At 50.0% G+C, this 15,388-nt stretch carries 14 protein-coding genes, 1 tRNA gene and 1 pseudogene; 13 read left to right on the top strand and 3 right to left on the bottom strand.

What is annotated here, in order from left to right:
* The first annotated feature begins 64 nt into the window (after positions 1–64).
* From MME58_RS23785 to MME58_RS23725, 13 genes and pseudogenes are all read left to right on the top strand, one after another.
* Positions 65–823, top strand: a complete 759-nt coding sequence (locus MME58_RS23785; protein ID WP_147479836.1) for a hypothetical protein — start codon at positions 65–67, stop codon at positions 821–823.
* Positions 820–1,656, top strand: a complete 837-nt coding sequence (locus MME58_RS23780) for a hypothetical protein (protein WP_055006132.1) — start codon at positions 820–822, stop codon at positions 1,654–1,656. The genes MME58_RS23785 and MME58_RS23780 overlap by 4 nt, the downstream gene beginning before the upstream one ends.
* Entirely contained in the window at positions 1,649–2,431 is a 783-nt protein-coding gene (locus MME58_RS23775) for a hypothetical protein (RefSeq protein WP_055006131.1), read from the top strand. Before MME58_RS23780 ends, MME58_RS23775 begins: the two co-directional genes overlap by 8 nt.
* Entirely contained in the window at positions 2,428–3,288 is an 861-nt protein-coding gene (locus MME58_RS23770) for a putative PEP-binding protein (RefSeq protein ID WP_055006130.1), read from the top strand. Before MME58_RS23775 ends, MME58_RS23770 begins: the two co-directional genes overlap by 4 nt.
* 19 nt (positions 3,289–3,307) lie before the next feature.
* Positions 3,308–4,717 (top strand): PLP-dependent transferase, encoded by a 1,410-nt coding sequence (locus MME58_RS23765; RefSeq protein WP_055006129.1) that lies wholly within the window; start codon positions 3,308–3,310, stop codon positions 4,715–4,717.
* Positions 4,704–6,068, top strand: coding sequence for a hypothetical protein (locus tag MME58_RS23760; RefSeq protein WP_147479837.1), 1,365 nt, complete (start codon positions 4,704–4,706; stop codon positions 6,066–6,068). Before MME58_RS23765 ends, MME58_RS23760 begins: the two co-directional genes overlap by 14 nt.
* Before the next feature lie 2 nt (positions 6,069–6,070).
* On the top strand, positions 6,071–7,081 hold the full coding sequence (locus MME58_RS23755) for a PLP-dependent cysteine synthase family protein (RefSeq protein WP_055006127.1): 1,011 nt from the start codon (positions 6,071–6,073) through the stop codon (positions 7,079–7,081).
* A gap of 3 nt (positions 7,082–7,084) precedes the next feature.
* Positions 7,085–7,840, top strand: a complete 756-nt coding sequence (locus MME58_RS23750; RefSeq protein ID WP_146052097.1) for a hypothetical protein — start codon at positions 7,085–7,087, stop codon at positions 7,838–7,840.
* Between the two features lie 8 nt (positions 7,841–7,848).
* Positions 7,849–8,658 (top strand): hypothetical protein, encoded by an 810-nt coding sequence (locus MME58_RS23745; RefSeq protein WP_055006125.1) that lies wholly within the window; start codon positions 7,849–7,851, stop codon positions 8,656–8,658.
* A 17-nt stretch (positions 8,659–8,675) separates the two neighbouring features.
* The gene (locus MME58_RS23740) at positions 8,676–9,662 is read left to right on the top strand and encodes a hypothetical protein (protein ID WP_055006124.1); all 987 of its coding nucleotides are present in this window, start codon (positions 8,676–8,678) and stop codon (positions 9,660–9,662) included.
* On the top strand, positions 9,659–10,438 hold the full coding sequence (locus MME58_RS23735) for a GNAT family N-acetyltransferase (RefSeq protein ID WP_158506060.1): 780 nt from the start codon (positions 9,659–9,661) through the stop codon (positions 10,436–10,438). The genes MME58_RS23740 and MME58_RS23735 overlap by 4 nt, the downstream gene beginning before the upstream one ends.
* Positions 10,435–11,298 carry a putative PEP-binding protein gene (locus MME58_RS23730; protein WP_055006122.1) on the top strand — a complete coding sequence of 288 codons (864 nt, stop codon included), beginning with the start codon at positions 10,435–10,437 and terminating at the stop codon, positions 11,296–11,298. The genes MME58_RS23735 and MME58_RS23730 overlap by 4 nt, the downstream gene beginning before the upstream one ends.
* Before the next feature lie 229 nt (positions 11,299–11,527).
* Positions 11,528–11,960: pseudogene (locus MME58_RS23725) on the top strand (IS66 family transposase); the annotation flags it as partial.
* Here the strand turns inward: MME58_RS23725 and MME58_RS23720 are convergent.
* The 3 genes from MME58_RS23720 to MME58_RS23710 form a co-directional block, all read right to left on the bottom strand.
* The gene (locus MME58_RS23720) at positions 11,957–12,712 is read right to left on the bottom strand and encodes a site-specific integrase (protein WP_325049323.1); all 756 of its coding nucleotides are present in this window, start codon (positions 12,710–12,712) and stop codon (positions 11,957–11,959) included. The pseudogene MME58_RS23725 and the gene MME58_RS23720 overlap by 4 nt on opposite strands.
* Positions 12,679–12,755 (bottom strand) — tRNA-Ile (locus tag MME58_RS23715). Before MME58_RS23715 ends, MME58_RS23720 begins: the two co-directional genes overlap by 34 nt.
* A 15-nt stretch (positions 12,756–12,770) precedes the next feature.
* Complete coding sequence (locus tag MME58_RS23710) at positions 12,771–15,248, bottom strand: bifunctional diguanylate cyclase/phosphodiesterase (RefSeq protein ID WP_054987029.1); 2,478 nt, start codon at positions 15,246–15,248, stop codon at positions 12,771–12,773.
* Positions 15,249–15,388 lie beyond the last annotated feature (140 nt).

Below are 15,388 nucleotides of genomic sequence, written 5' to 3'. Positions count from 1 at the left end.
GTGTCTCCCTTTCTTCGGAAGGGGAGACACATTGCCTGTATCTTAACGCCTGCGGGGAGATGAAATGCCACAATTTGATCTTTGTAGGATTTATCCCGATGCCCCAGATCCTCTTAAGGCTGGATTCGCCGAGCATGCCCTTAGTGCAAGAGCGCTGCGGTACTGCCGTCCCGTAAAAATGGCATCCAAAATAGGATGGTTGTTTTATCCCCCTATGGATTTTGCGGTCCTTCTTAAGGACGATAGAATTCTTTGGAGCTATGGTGCTTTAGCTGAGTGGTATATCCTGGAAAGTGCGCAACTTCCCGGCATGGCTGATCTTGTTGATTCCAGAGTGCCTGAACATCAAGGCGCTTCGCCTCCATTTTTAACAGCGTTACCAGAAGAACGCTGCATTCAGATCTGGCTGGGTTATTCAGTGAGGAGCCCAAAGAATATTGCGTTGCAAATAAGAGGTCCGATAAACCACCTCCAAAAAAACACGTATGAGGTTATAGAGGGAGTCATCGAAAGTGAAAAGTGGCATGGCCCGCTTATTACCGTCATAAAGCTGCGTAAAGAGAATGAGCCTATAATTTTTCGCACTCATACTCCGCTAATTCAATGCGTGCCGGTGGATGCCCGCCTATATGAAGCCTCCGCTTGCCAATCGAACGCCATTGATGCCTTCGGTTCGTTTTCCGAGAGCGATTGGGCCGGTTTTTTTGGAACGCTACATCGGGCGGGAAAGGGGAAAGACGTGTCCGAGAAAAATCGCCAACAACTGAGCCTGATGAAATCGGCCACAGGCTTGAATAAGCCCAGAGAAGGAAGTTCAGCATGATCCATGAACTTTTTCAAAATCCAAAAATAAAACATGCTATCGAGCAATTGAGCCAAGTGCTCGAATTGGCGCCGGATGATATTGGTTATGCCAGCGGATCTCTATTCGACGGGCTCGGTGACCAGGATTCCGACTTTGATATCTATATATTAACAACTGCAGATTCACTGAGGCGACGAGCTGCGGATTTTGATAGTGAAAGGAAAAATGACCAGTATAATTATAATTTTGGCATTCAATACATCAGCGTCGAGGGTGTGTCATTTGATGTTGAATTCCATGATAAGGATAATTTACTAAAGCTGTTTGACTCTCTGGATTGCCTCAAGCCAATCAACCGTCAATCTCTTCATGAGAATTATCGCTCATTAGGCCATGTGCCTCGCGACAAGGCCGTTGAGATCTTACACCGATTCAGAATCGGCGAGCCCTTTTTTAATGAGTCGGGTTTCGTCTCGATAAAAGCTCGTTTTGATGAGGACGCATTCTTCTCATGGAATGCTCTCTTTCATCTCATGGAGAGCGAGGACTTTGTTAAGGGTACTAAACGAAGCCTAAAGGCTAATGACAACGAAAGTGCGTACTTAAAATTATGTTATTTCCTGAACAGTTTGGCAGATGCACAGATTTTTCTCGGCAAAGCTAGCTGTGACAGATGGAAATGGCGTTTGCCCAAGTTGAGAGCAATGGACGTTCCGGAGTTTCTAGCGTTCTACTTGTCTGTACAGATACCTGAAGACGTTTCATCTGAAAGCTTGAAAGTTTTTGTCGAAAAAAAGCTGCTCAAAGGAGTTTCCTTAGCCCAAAGTATGATAGGTGAACTCGATGGATAATTGTCTCAGGAAAAGTGTCTGTTCAAGTCTAGAGGCGAAAATTAGCGAGCGGTTTTTTCCCATATTGAAAACCTTGGGCGCTCCTGACTGTGTTCTGAACAGAGTCGAGAACGAGTTTTTTTTCCGCTTTGCGCAATCTCCGCAAGTTGCGTTGTCGCACCTTCGCGAAGAACTTCATAAAACCGGGCTACGTGATAGTTGGAACGAGGTCCTGAATAATGCTCGCTCTACGTATCTCGCCAGACTGATTGCTCCTTACGTAGAAGGGGTGACGATGGATCTGCTTTGTGGTGATGGCGCATTGGCGATCGAGTTAGAAAAGAGGACAGGGCAACCAACATATTTGGTGGAGCGCCAGAAGGACGTGCTCAACCCATGGCGGCCTTGGTTTAATAGAATTCTCCCTTTTGGCTCAGCGGACGCTAGCCTCGAAGGTCTCGATCCCGATACGATCGTGCTGTCCACTGTACTGCATCATGAGCTGTTCCCGCGAGACTTAATTCGCGCAGCCGCAGATAAGACGCAAAAAAAGTTAGTAATCATTGAGAACTGCATTGACGAGGTATACGACGCCGAGTACCAGGTCTTTGTTGATCTGTTTTTCAATACATGCCTAAATCAAACAAGCCTCGGTTCGCCGGGTGCGCATTTACGCGAAGAGGAATGGACTGTAATTTTTTACGAGTTCGGGTTCAGCCGCGTAGACGTCGTTGAGCGATCCTCTCAAGTCCCAGGCATTCCTCTTTCACACACGGTCATGGTTGCGAGTAAATGACTGAGCGCTATTTAGGATTGAACGGCGAATTAGTCGATCAGCACGTTATTTCACAGATGGCAGGCATTGGGCTTATTCGTGGAGAATACCTGTGTCGATTATTTGGTGATTATATTACTTGTCAAAGGGTGCGAGAAAAAATTCGAAGCTACATTTCTGCTCTGGGTGAGCATACAAAAGATAAAGAGATTTGGTATCGAATTATCGATATGGAAAGCAGTGAAGTGAATACTTTTGAAGGATGCGATATCGCGCTATACGAAAAGAGTCCGATGATGGGGCTTCGCGGAGCAGGGCGGGCCTTGGAGATACCGCAAACGTTCGACCTTGAAGTGACTATGCTGATCGAATGCGCAAAACAGAATCCTAATGTACATGTGATTATTTCTTATGTCACATCGGTCGCTCAGTTCGAAGCGCTTGCCGCGCGCATACGAGAGTTAGGATTTCCCAACAAAATAGGTGCAATGATCGAAACGCCCGCAATGGCACTTGATCTAGCAGAATTTACTTCTGCCCAATTATTTGTTGTAGGACTGAACGACTTGCGTAGCCTTTGTTTGGGCGTTGCCCGAGATAGATTGTCAGCTGATGAAGTTCCGGGTTCGGTCATGACTTTGTTGAGGCATTGCATCAAGATTGCCGCCAGCAAAAATATTCCACTCCATGTGGCGGGGTATATTAGCGCTGATATATTCAAGAAATTAGAAGTAGAAAATGTCGAGGCAGTAGTGGTGCACTATAGCCATTTGAATAAAGTATTTCCTTATGATTTCGATCCACTGGTCGGTGAGATGGACTACAAAAAAATTAAGAACGAGATTCGTGCCAAATTGGGCGACCCTTCCATTCGTTAACTAATCGCCGGATGTATGCATGAGCAAGGATATTAGCATAACTTATTTGTCGGAACTTTATCGTCTGATGATTGCAGAGCTACGAGAACCCCGTGTATGCCGCGCGCAGAACTCATCATTAATGCTCGCATTGAATGAGCACATGCGCAGCATTTACGATAAATATTGGGGTGAACAAAGGCAAGCCACTGTCGTCGATCTTTCTGACGAGGAAATGCTTTGGGCAGAGTACGAAAAAGCTGCAGCTGCCTATGCCAATGCCCTAAATGCGCAGGCAACCATTGCGACTTGTTATTCCTCCATGGCGGAATACTGGCAAGACGTCCGGGACCAAGAGTGCGGTAAAAGCGAAAATACTATCTGGGACATATACGAGCATGGTTCGCGACGGCGCCTCGAATCAACTTTCGCAGATGAATTAAATGTGCAATCTGCCCTCCTACTCAATAGCGGGATGTCGGCTATATCAGTGGCCATGAGCGCTATTGGATTGAAGTCTTCAGATCACGTGCTAGTAGGTAAAAGCTCCTACTTTGAAACCAATGAGGTGCTGGAGCACTTTTCAGGTGTGACCGGCTGTCAGGTTCATAGCATTGACTTCTTGAATATATCGGCCTTTGAAGATGCGTTAAAAGACTTATCGCCAAAGTTATTAATGGTGGAAGTTGCGACAAACTGCCCGACACCAGCGTTACTTCCTGATTTCTCTCAAGTGGACTTCGGCGCGAACGTGCCGATTATGATTTGCGATCAAACTATTGTTGGTTTTCCTAGTGAGGCTATTTCACTAAAATACCCTGGCGACGTGATTTACTTGGCAAGTCTTTCAAAGTTTGTGACTAATAGCATTAGCGCTGGGTTGATTTTTGGTCAGGCCTCAAACATCAATGTCTGTCGCAAGATCGCTAGGTTTTCAGGTCAAAATCTACAGGAGCGAGCGTTCAATTTTATCCGTCATTCAGATATAGCTTGCGTAGGTTACCGAATGGAGATTCACAGGAGAAACGTGCGATTGTTTGCAAATGAGTTAGCTCAGGTGAAGTCGTCGCTCTCACTATTTCGAGTTTTAGGCCGTGATTATCTTGATGACTCCTCCCATGAGTCAGACATTAATGGTTGTCTGATTTTCTTAGCGCTCAGGTCGAGTGCCGACCGAGATAATTTCGCGCCCGAGTTAGTTGAGCGCCATCGTGCGGTGGTCAATAGCTGGAGGGATTTCAGCCTACGCCGAGGAGGGAGTGTTGATATTCGCTCTGGCTTCGGCTGGAGGAGAACTTCAATTCGTTGTTACGAGGGGAGTCAACTGAACCAGCCCGATGCACCCTTATACATTAGGATCTCGGTCGGACTGGAATCACGGAATGCTGCAATGTGTCTCGCCGGACGACTCGTAGAATCAATAAGAGAGGTGTCTTGTGAAATCATATAATGTGCGTCACGAAGTTAACGCAATAACTATAAATGAGATGCTCGCGGAGTTATCTTCTGAATCTTTTCAGATTGCCTTCGAGAAATCCGGACGTTGTATGCATGCTGAATACAGCGTCGCTCAAGCTACGGAAAATCTCCTTAATATTTTAACGCTACTCAGGCGAGCTAGTCATATTATTGCCGGCTCGCTAGTGGCAATTCGTTCCTACGAGTTGGAAATTGAAACGGCTCATCATCTTTATAGTTGCTCCTTGGCGGTTGATAAAATTCGTACAAGATTAACCGAGCTTAGGGTCGAGAAGTCCAAGATTGAAGACTGGCAGGATATCTCTGGTTTTGCTTCGTGCACTGCTACCCTTGAAGCAGATTCAGATCTGGTGTTTGTCAGTGTAATCTATCTCGGCTATTTTCAGCTAATTCAGTGCAAGATCAGCGAATACCTTAGCTTTAGCGATCCTATTCTTGACATGCCATCCCGCCGCTTGTTGACAGAAACGAACAGCTTTCTCGACGACGCGCGCACATGGTTTCAAGGTTCATGTCGTTATGCAGACAACGGTGCATCTTTCGCTTGGATTAAAAAGTTTTCCTCGCAAATTAGAGACTTGATAATTTGCGAGTTGCGCGATGGCCCCCAATCGAAGGATGCGGAGACTGAAGGCGTGTCAACGGTACGCCAACGTAAGGCGCAGCGCGACCCTAGGCTTAAAGTGTTTGCAAACAGCCGACACTATTCAACAGAAGATCTTCCTAGCTTGGAATCCGCGAAGAGCCAGAGAAAGATGAAATTCATGGATACATTTCGCACGCAACGGGACGAGCTTGACGCCATCGAAACATTTGCCAATGTGCTATTCGATTTACGAGGTAGCAACTTTGAGTTCGAACTTTTTCTGGCTCGGTTGGTTTCCGACGAGGCACGTCACTCTGAAATGGGCCATCAGTGGTTGAGCGGCGTTGGTTATGATCCTTTCTGCGTTCCTTGCAGCACGATTGGTATCGATGTGCGAACAACCATGCAACCCTATACAGCATTTGCCCAGATAAACATTTTCGGAGAGCTTCAGCAAGTCGCTAGCCTGCGTCGTTTTGCGCTCGAGGCAAAGGCGTCGGGAGACGAGCTCTCCGCTAATGCTCTCGATTTTACCAATGCCGATGAGCTGATGCATGTCAAAGTAGGTCGAGAATGGCTAAAACGAATAGCGCTTTGGCAATGTACCTCATTCGACAAGGTGCAGGAGGTAGCACGGGTTGAAGCGATTGATCGACTTCATGACTTAGGCATTATAAATGAAGATTACAAGTCGACAATTACGATAAAAGAAATGGCAGCAATCATCGGAGAGTAAACATGGATATCTTTTCGGATCTGAAGAGTATGGTGGGGCGCACGCCAATTCTTAAGCTTAAAAAATTTAGCGGTTCGAAGGATTCCAACTTGTACGCCAAATGTGAGTTCCTCAACCCTGGCGGATCAATCAAGGACCGCATCGGGTTTCACATGGTTGAGTGTGCACGTGCTAGCGGTGCCTTGCCGAAAGGAGGTGTCATTGTCGAGGCGACTGCTGGTAATACCGCAATGGGCCTCGCAATGGCGGCCTCACACTACAACCATCCGTTGATTGCCGTCATGAGCAGCAAGATGAGTGCCGAGAAGATCAATTTGTTACGCACTTACGGCGCGAAGGTTGTGATCTGTCCGTATGCGGTAGCCCCTTCCTCTCCCCACCACTTTATGAATGTCGCCAAACAAATTGCTCAAAGTCTATCTAACGGATGGTTTTGCGATCAGTTCAGCAATCAGGCGAATGTCGAAGCACACTATCGTTCGACGGGGCCCGAAATCTGGGATGCTTTCGGCGACCAACTCGACGTGCTGATTTGTGGATTGGGAACCGGAGGTACATTGACCGGGGTTGCTACGTACCTAAAAGAGCGCAATAGGGGACTGCGGGTGGTGCTTGCCGACCCGCTAGGCAGCACGCATGTCAATCACTTCCAGCAAGAGCAGGTGGACGCAGCACCCTACTGGATCGAGGGAGTCGGTGGGGATTTCCGACCCGATATAGCGGACTTATCCCTGATCGATGAAACAATACTGGTTTCAGATGCTGAGTCCGTAGAGTCAGCCGTCGATTTCTTTCAGAAAGAAGGGCTATTTGTAGGCGGCTCGTCCGGGACGATTCTGGCCGCTGCCAGAAAATACCTCGCCAATAATAAAGGGACTAAAAGCCGTATTCTCGTATTGCTCCCAGATGGTGGTCGCTCTTATTTAAGTACTATTTATAATCCACAATGGCGTGCAGACAAGGGCTTGGCTATCGGCTCTGAATTTGGCAGCCTTGAGCTCGTTCAGGAGTAGACTATGTACATAACCGGACATTGCTTTATTTCAGATGCCTGCGGGCTCTGGGAAAGTCGAAAAATATACGGCGATGCTGTTGGCTATATTACGTTTCCGGATTACGCGCGTGGCCATGACGTCGGTTATCAACAATGTTTTATTCCACGTCGAAGATCTGAAAGCCAAGAACTTGTAGTCTCGCATCTATTAGCCGATTGGTGGGTTCATTATGGCCCAAGACAAGAGCGGACCCGAAAAGGCTGGGCTTACAGAAAAATGGGCATCTTTGCCAAGATGTATGACGATTTCTTCTCGAGTGCCGAAAGTAATGGGTTGCGGAATCCGGCTCTCGAGAGGGACTCCTATCGGGGCTTTTCCCATACGATGGTCGAGTATTCGATTGATACTTGGATTTCCCGGACGCAATCGGTGGAACATTATTTTCACTTGACTAAGGAAGGGGTCAATGCGATAGATACAGAACAACTGTCTCAACATCTAGGGTTTATTGCTGACGAATTTGATATGACCAGCGATATATTTTGCAGTGACCTAAAAAGCTTTAAGGAGCGAGTTGACCGCGCTGACTGTACCGCTGATTGGGTATTATTCGCAGGCCTGAAGAAGTTTGGACTGACTCATTGCCCTCATTCATTAATGCTTCTTGGAGATTGTATCGATCGTGGATTGGAGCAGATATCTGATCAAGATATGACATCTATGCTGGGTGAGTGCATCGAGTTTGTCCACTCTCGTACATTGGCCAATCGTATATAGGAACGCCCATGGATACGCTAGGACATTGTTATGTTGCAGAACTCAGTGGAGAGTTTTCATCGACGGATATTTATACTCAAAAATTTTTGACGATGCTCATTCCGAACATTTTTCACTGCCATGACTGGGCCTATCAACTTATTTTAAATCCAAGCTCTGAGGGTATGAGTGCACTGAAAGCGGATCCGCTGTTTCGGCAAATAAAAACCCATTTGATTGCTGACTGGATTATTCATTACGGGTATGATTGGTCTAGCCTGGAAAAAAGAAAATGTGGTTGGGCCTATAGCAAGATGGGGCTTTCGGCACGAAATTATTTAGGGTTTTATGCTGAACTTAAATCCTCTAATCTACTTTTAGATAGTGCGGCTCTCCCTGAGGGCTGGAATAAGAAGAAGCTGCTTGATTTCCACCATAGTGCTGTTGAATACGCATTGGATATTATCATTGCAGACCATTTTTCAAGTATTTCTCACTTTAAGGCCTTGCAGGACTTTTTCTCAGTAGAGGTCCCTCTGGATGACGAGAAGCAGTTCCATACCTTGCTAGCTACTCTGACCGATATGGGATTCAACTCAGATAGAGATTTTAAAATATGGCGAAAATCTTTTCAGGAAACCCTAGACGCGGTGCGTCTAGCAGACCGTGCTGCGGATATTCCGATATATGGCTTTGCAAAAAAATATGGCTTGAACATGACCCACGATGCGTTGACTCAGGCGCGTAGGTTTTTATACTCGATCGTCGATGACATCGATCCGCAAGAGGCGTTTGAGTTGTGCCGATCTATTTCCCAGCACATCCGCCGAAATTTATAGTAAGAGGGATTTTTACTATGCCTAATACTGAACTAGGCTTAATCACGGTAACACCTGATGCCATGGCACAAGGGTTGCTCAAGCCTCTACTTGACGCCTTGAACAATGCGGATATCTATATCGTCGCCGCTATCCCTCATCGGTTTTCGATGCCGGAGGTGCTTTTGCTCTATCAGGACAGAATTACGCACGATCGGAAAGAAAGCCGTACATTATCAAACTGGCTCTCTCCACGGTCATTTACAGCTGGTGGTTCGGTCGTGTTGGCAGTTCGATCCCGAAAAGCCCACCCACAGGGGCTTCAGCCCTTCGTTGCGGCCCTTAAAGGCAGCAGCCGCATGGCTGAGCCGAAAGTCGGAAAGCTTAGGGCAATTACTGCATGGTGTGAGCGCAGTTTGTCGTTGGTGCATAGTCCTGACGACGAAGAGGGCGTCGACCATGAGCTGACACTTTTGTTTGGCCCGGAGCTTCTAATACGGATCAACCAACTGGAAGGCTTAGCTTTGGAGCGCGATGTGCTACGTTTGTTAGCGCTGCACGCCAGAGAGGATGTTGCTTCATCGATCTTCAGCGGGATGCCGAATATTCTGGCCAGAGGATGCGCGTGTCTATACGGAAGCCCCATTTTTACAAAAAAGGACCAACTGCTTAATCTGATTGATCGCTTGCGGCGATTATCAAAGAATGTCTCTCGGCAAGCGGCCCATGAGCAAGTTTCTTTCTTTTGGTCAGCTCTGGAGTCATTCAAAAAAGACTTCGTTGCACTACATGAATGCTGCAAGCAGGGTTTGATGGATAATGTATCAATCAAGCAATCGCTTTACCGGTATCGATTGGTATGCATGACTAATACGATGATTGCGGCGTGTGATCCGGTCATGTTCAAGGTCGATGTATCAGAGGAATTATGCAATACCTTTAGCTCGGCGGGCATCGTCCTCGACCACTGGGAGGAACAGTCGCTGCATATTGTCGCGGCCTATCACACGGATACAGCCCGGTGATTATTCGTAACACCGGTCCGGTCCTTCATCTAGGCAGGTGCCACTACGCAGGATGGACAGAATGGCTGTATCGCATCCGTCACCAGACACGTTCCCAACGCGGCCTCTGTTCCCAAGGGCGTACGTTGTATTTCGATTCACTGGCAGTACTCAAGCGAAAGCGTGAGCTGTGGCACCGGGATGGTGCCAGATTGTTGGTTAAGGTGCCTTTAAGGATTGCTAACTCCACTTCGGATTTTCTGCTCAGCGGCGGTTTTAAAAAAGTGGTTTCGATCTCGGGGGCGTCTTTGTCTGTTGAGTCTTCACTAGCCTTGAATCCTGCAGCAGAGTGGGCTAACGGTTGCTACTGTGAAGTGGCGAACAGCTCTAGTACATTGGCATCACTGAAAATTTACCAGTGCCTACAGCAACAATGCGATCTTACGCCAGTCCCCTTGTGGGTGTTGAGAGATTGTCACGAGGGAAAGACATTAATATTACGCGATTCGGAAGGAAAAATTGCGGGTGGGGCGACGGTGGTTTTTTTCCGAAACGTTGTGGGGACCTGGGATTTTCTGTTGTTTGGTATGTTTGTGGTTGCTGCTCATCGTGGTCGAGGATTTGGCAAGCGGTTGCTCAGTCAACTGCTTGGTTTACCGGAAGTCTCGAAAAGCCGCACTGGTTTCATAATGCTGGAGAAAGAATTCATCATTGAATTCTATGCGCGGTTCGGATTTATGGCCGCTGATCATTTCTGCTTTTTGTACTGCGACGGATATTCGACGAGGGTTAAATGAATTTCAGATTGTCATTAAGTGGTGAGCTGCCAAAACCATCGGTGGCAGCCCTTTTTACGGGAGTAGGGCTTCTTCGCAGCGAGTTCGTTCTTCGTAGACACGGTGCCAGCCTTCAACAACTTTACGTGCAGGAGGCGCTCACGCAGTACGTCGCTGCGGTATGCGAAAGGTTTGCAGGTAAGCCCGTCTGGTATCGCTTCGCGGACCTGTGGGCCGATGAGGCTGCTACGCTAACCAACGATAAGATCTATAGCGTGGAGCAGAATCCGATGCTCGGCATTAGGGGGCTACGGCGTGCCAGAGTGGATCAGGAAGCATTCCGGCTTGAACTGGAGATACTCGGGGCGCTAGGCGAACGGTTTGATAACCTGCATATCATTTTCCCGTTCATCCAGGATCATGCAGAGTTCGACTATTTCGCGTCGCTGCTCAGAAAAATGCAGTGGCCTAATAGATATGGGGCGATGCTGGAAGTGCCTTCCGCCTTACTTGAGGTCGAACAGCTCATCAGCAGCGGCGCCAGCAATCTGGTGTTCGGCCTAAATGATCTTTCGTGTTTGACTCTCGGCCAGGATCGTGGGACAGATGCCATAAAATTGCATCCGGCCTTGTGGCGCCTGATCAACCTAGCCATCGCCGACATTTCAGGCCGTTGTGAGTATGGCGTGGCAGGAAAGCTCTCCTCGAAAATTCTAGAGAAGGTCGAGCAGGAAACCGTGGATTATATTTCGTTGCATTATGGTCAGTTGCCGGAGCTGATGAATAATCCTGCATTTCTGGAAATGGAGGATGTGAATCTAGTAACTCAGATCAAACGGCAGACCAATCTGGCTAAACTCAGTTTGAAGCGTGAAACATAGACCGCTTAGACGATCTAATATAATGGGCCGATTTAGGTGTGTCTCGCTCAAAATCATAGGCAGATCTGAAGGATCGCTTCTGGCCGATTTCGTATCAACAATCAGCTGGGCGAGCATTGCGTCGCCCTCTAAGGCTTTGTCACTACGAGAAATTAGAACGCCTTCGCCCCCGGTGATGAGCTGTATTATCCAAAAGGAGAAGGTGGCCGAGCGTGAACCCAACGGTGTCTGCGATGAGCAGCGCTACATCGGCCTTCAGGAAAAAAGCTTGCCTGAGCTGGCGAAGCTGAAAGCATGGATGGATAAAACGCAGCCGGAGGTCACGGCACAAAGTGCCTTGGGTAAAGCGGTGAATTATCTGGCCAACAATTGGACCCGGCTAGAGCGTTATATCGAAGCTGGTTTTTACCCATCGACAATAACGCTGCCGAACGAGCAATCAGAACGTTTGCCATAGGAAGAAAAGCGTGGCTGTTCAGCGACACGCCAAAGGCGGCATAGCCAGCGCCCAGATCTACAGCCTGGTCGAGACCGCCAAACTCAACGGCCAACAGCCTTATACGTGGCTGCGCCACGTACTCGAGCGTTTGCCACATGCTGCATCGGTAGAAGATTACGAAGCCCTGCTGCCGTGGAGCTGCTCGCCAGAGATACCTCTCTAACTAAACCAGATCTCATTTTTTGCTAGGTGGGGTTTGACCGACCTTAGGTGGGTATATCTTTTGAGCATCTGCATAGATTTATGACCGCTAATTGCGGACACTTCTTGATCTGACAAACCTCCTTCTACCAGCCGACTGACGGCTTCATGGCGCAAGTCATGAAATCGGAAATCGGGAATGTTGAGGCTTTTTTTCAGCTGCCCCCAAATTTTGGTGAACGTGTACGGCCGGCGTTTTCCGTCCTTACCTGGTTCACCGAAGAAAACGAGGTTGCAGTCAATGGGACGCACCGGATTGTCCATCGCTGCCCGAAAGGCCTCTGTAGCTCGTCTGCTGAGCGGCACGGTACGCGACGAGTCGTTCTTGGTGTCTGAGAGTCGGACCACGCGTTTCGCCAGATCCACTTGAGGCCGACGTAGCGACGTAATCTCAGACGAGCGCATGCCGGTTTCCAGAGCAATGCAGACAATCCACGCGAGCATCGGATTACTGTGGCGATTAACTGCTGCAAGCAAATCACGTTCTTCGTCTAGCGACAGTCTTCGGTTGCGCCCATCACCAGGACTAGGTTTGCGAATGAAATGTTGCCATCTGAAAGGACTCCAAAGGTGTACTGGCGCACCAGTACTGTACCGATTTTGTACCTTTGGACCATAGGACTGTATTGGTGGAGAACCACCCAGAAACGCGAAAGCCGCGCAATGCGCGGCTTTGAGTATGGTGGGCCCACACGGACTCGAACCGTGGACCAAAGGATTATGAGTCCTCTGCTCTAACCAACTGAGCTATGGGCCCTCAGTAGGTCGCGGATTATAACGGCGGTTTCGCGGCTGTGCTATCCGAAACGTCCGAAAGATTCATAAGAAGAAATCTTTCGCTGAATTCTTCGGGTTGAAGGGGCAGGCTGATGATGTAGCCCTGTATCTGTTCGCAGCCCTCGCTGGTCAGGAATTGTTGCTGTTCGCTGTTCTCGACGCCTTCGGCGATCACGGTCAGTTGCATGCTGCGTCCCAGCGCGATGATGGCGCGGACGATGGCGGCGTCGTGGGTGTCTTCGGGTAAGCCGCGAATGAAGGACTGATCGATCTTGAGGATGTCCAGCGGCAGGCGTTTGAGGTAGCTCAGTGACGAATAGCCGGTGCCGAAGTCGTCGATGGCCAGTTGTACGCCCAGTGTCTTGAGTTTGTGCAGCACGGCCAGCGCTTCCTGGGTCTGGCTCATGATGAAGTGTTCAGTGATTTCCAGTTGCAGGCAGCTTGGCTCCAGGCCGTTGTCAGCCAGCAGTTGCTCGATGCGTTCGACCAGATTCGTCTGGCGCAACTGGGCGCCTGCCAGGTTCACTGACAGTGGGCCGAACGGCTGGCGGGTTTTGCGCCACTCGCCCATCTGGCGGCAGGCTTGCTCCAGTACCCAGTCGCCGATCTGCAGGATCATGCCGTTTTCTTCCGCCAGCGGGATGAAGTGTTCGGGCGGCACTTCGCCAAAGGTCGGGTGGCTCCAGCGGATCAGCGCTTCTGCGCCCACCAGTGTGTGGGTCAGGAGGCTGATTTTGGGCTGGTACGCCAAGGCAAGCTGATTGTGGTCAAGCGCTCTTCTCAATTCCTGTTCGAGGGCAATGCGTTCGCTGGCCTGGGTGGTCAAATCGTGGGTATAGCTTTCTACCCGGTTACGGCCCTTGGCCTTGGAGCGGTACATCGCGGCATCGGCATTTTTTACCAGCGTGGCCACGTCGTTCCCGTCGGTAGGGAACACGCAGCTACCGATGCTCGGGCTGATGTACAGCTCATGTTCGCCAGCCTCGAAAGGGGTGTTGAAGCAGGCCAGCAGTTTGTTGGCGATGCTCTGCGCGTCGCTGGGTTGCAGCAGGCCGGGCAGCAGAACGATGAACTCGTCGCCGCCAAGGCGTGCGACGGTGTCGACATCACGCAGGGTCTCCTTGAGCCGGTGTGCAATGCCCTTGAGCAGCAGATCGCCGACCGGATGGCCCAGGCTGTCGTTGATGTGCTTGAAGCGATCCAGATCGAGAAACAGCACCGCGCCGAGGCTGCCGGATTCTTCACTGTGCAGTAATGCCGATTGAAGGCGACTCTCGAACAGGGTTCGGTTGGGCAGGCCGGTGAGCGGGTCGTGGTGGGCTTGATAGTCGAGGCGCGCCTGAGCGTGTTTAAGGCTGGAAATGTCGGCGAAGACGGCGACGAAGTGGGTGGTGCGGTTGGCTTTGTTACGCACTGCATTGATCGTCAGCCAGCTTGGGTAAAGTTCGCCGTCCTTGCGCCGATTGCTGATCTCGCCCTGCCAGTGACCTTCTGCTGCAAGCTGATGCCACATCGAGGCATAGAACGCGCTGTCGTGCTGGCCCGAGGCAAGCAGGCGGGGCGTCTGGCCAATGGCCTCGGCCTCGCTGTAGCCGGTGATCTCAGTGAAGGCTCGGTTGACGGCATTGATGCGCTGGTTAGTGTCGGTGATGAGCACGCCCTCGGCGGTGCTCTCGAAAACCGTTGCGGCCAAGTGCAGTTTTTCCTGCATTTGCCTGCTTTCGGTTATATCCCGTGCAATCGTCAGCAGGCAGTCGTCGCCAGTGATGACGAGCGGATGGGACGACAGTTCGCACAGCCTGATACTGCCGTCGGCGTTACGAAGCCTGGCCTTGAAGTCGCGGACGGAGCCGTGCCGCTTCAGTTGCTCAATAAGCCTGGAGCGCTCGCTTAGATCTACCCAGATGCCCAGGTCGAATGTCGAGTGCTCCAGGCAGTGCTGTTCGCTATAGCCCGTGATGCGGCAGAACCCTTCATTGACCTCCAGAAGCATGCCGTCCTGTTGACGGGTGATCGCCAGGCCGTCAGGCGAGGCATGAAACGCTTTGGCGAATTTCTCTTCGGAAAGCTGCAGTTGCTTCTGGGCCTGTTTGAGCTGGGTGATGTCACGCACGATCACCAGAACGGCTGGCGTAGGGCTTTGCTCGAAAGGCTGGGCGGACATAAGTCCGGAAAAGGTTTCTCCGTTCTTGCGCCGAAAAGGAATTTCCAGATTGTGGATATTGCCGGTCTGCAATTGCTGCAGGACTTTCGGGCCTATGCCCGGCACCGCCCACAGGTTCAGCTCGGTGGGCGTCTTCCCGATAACGTCATCAAGTGCGAGCCCGGTCCGCTCAACGAACGCCTCGTTGGCATCCATAATGTGCCCGTCGGCAAGGCTGGCGATAATCATGGCATCCGGGCACTGGGCAAAGACCGAGGCGAATTTGCCCTCGGACAGGCATGACGCTTCCCGATCATTGGTGTCGATCATTGCTCCACGCATATGCGGCGTACGTCCGTGTCTGGCTATCGCTGATGATATTGTGGCGCGGCCTCGTAACGATCATTGATCCAAGGCTTGACCCGAAAAGCGCTTGTGTCCGATGTGGTACTTAGTTGTAGGTCAATTCG

This window comes from Pseudomonas syringae pv. tagetis (assembly GCF_022557255.1).
Classification (GTDB): domain Bacteria; phylum Pseudomonadota; class Gammaproteobacteria; order Pseudomonadales; family Pseudomonadaceae; genus Aquipseudomonas; species Aquipseudomonas caricapapayae.
This window is presented reverse-complemented; position numbering and strand designations above follow the sequence as displayed.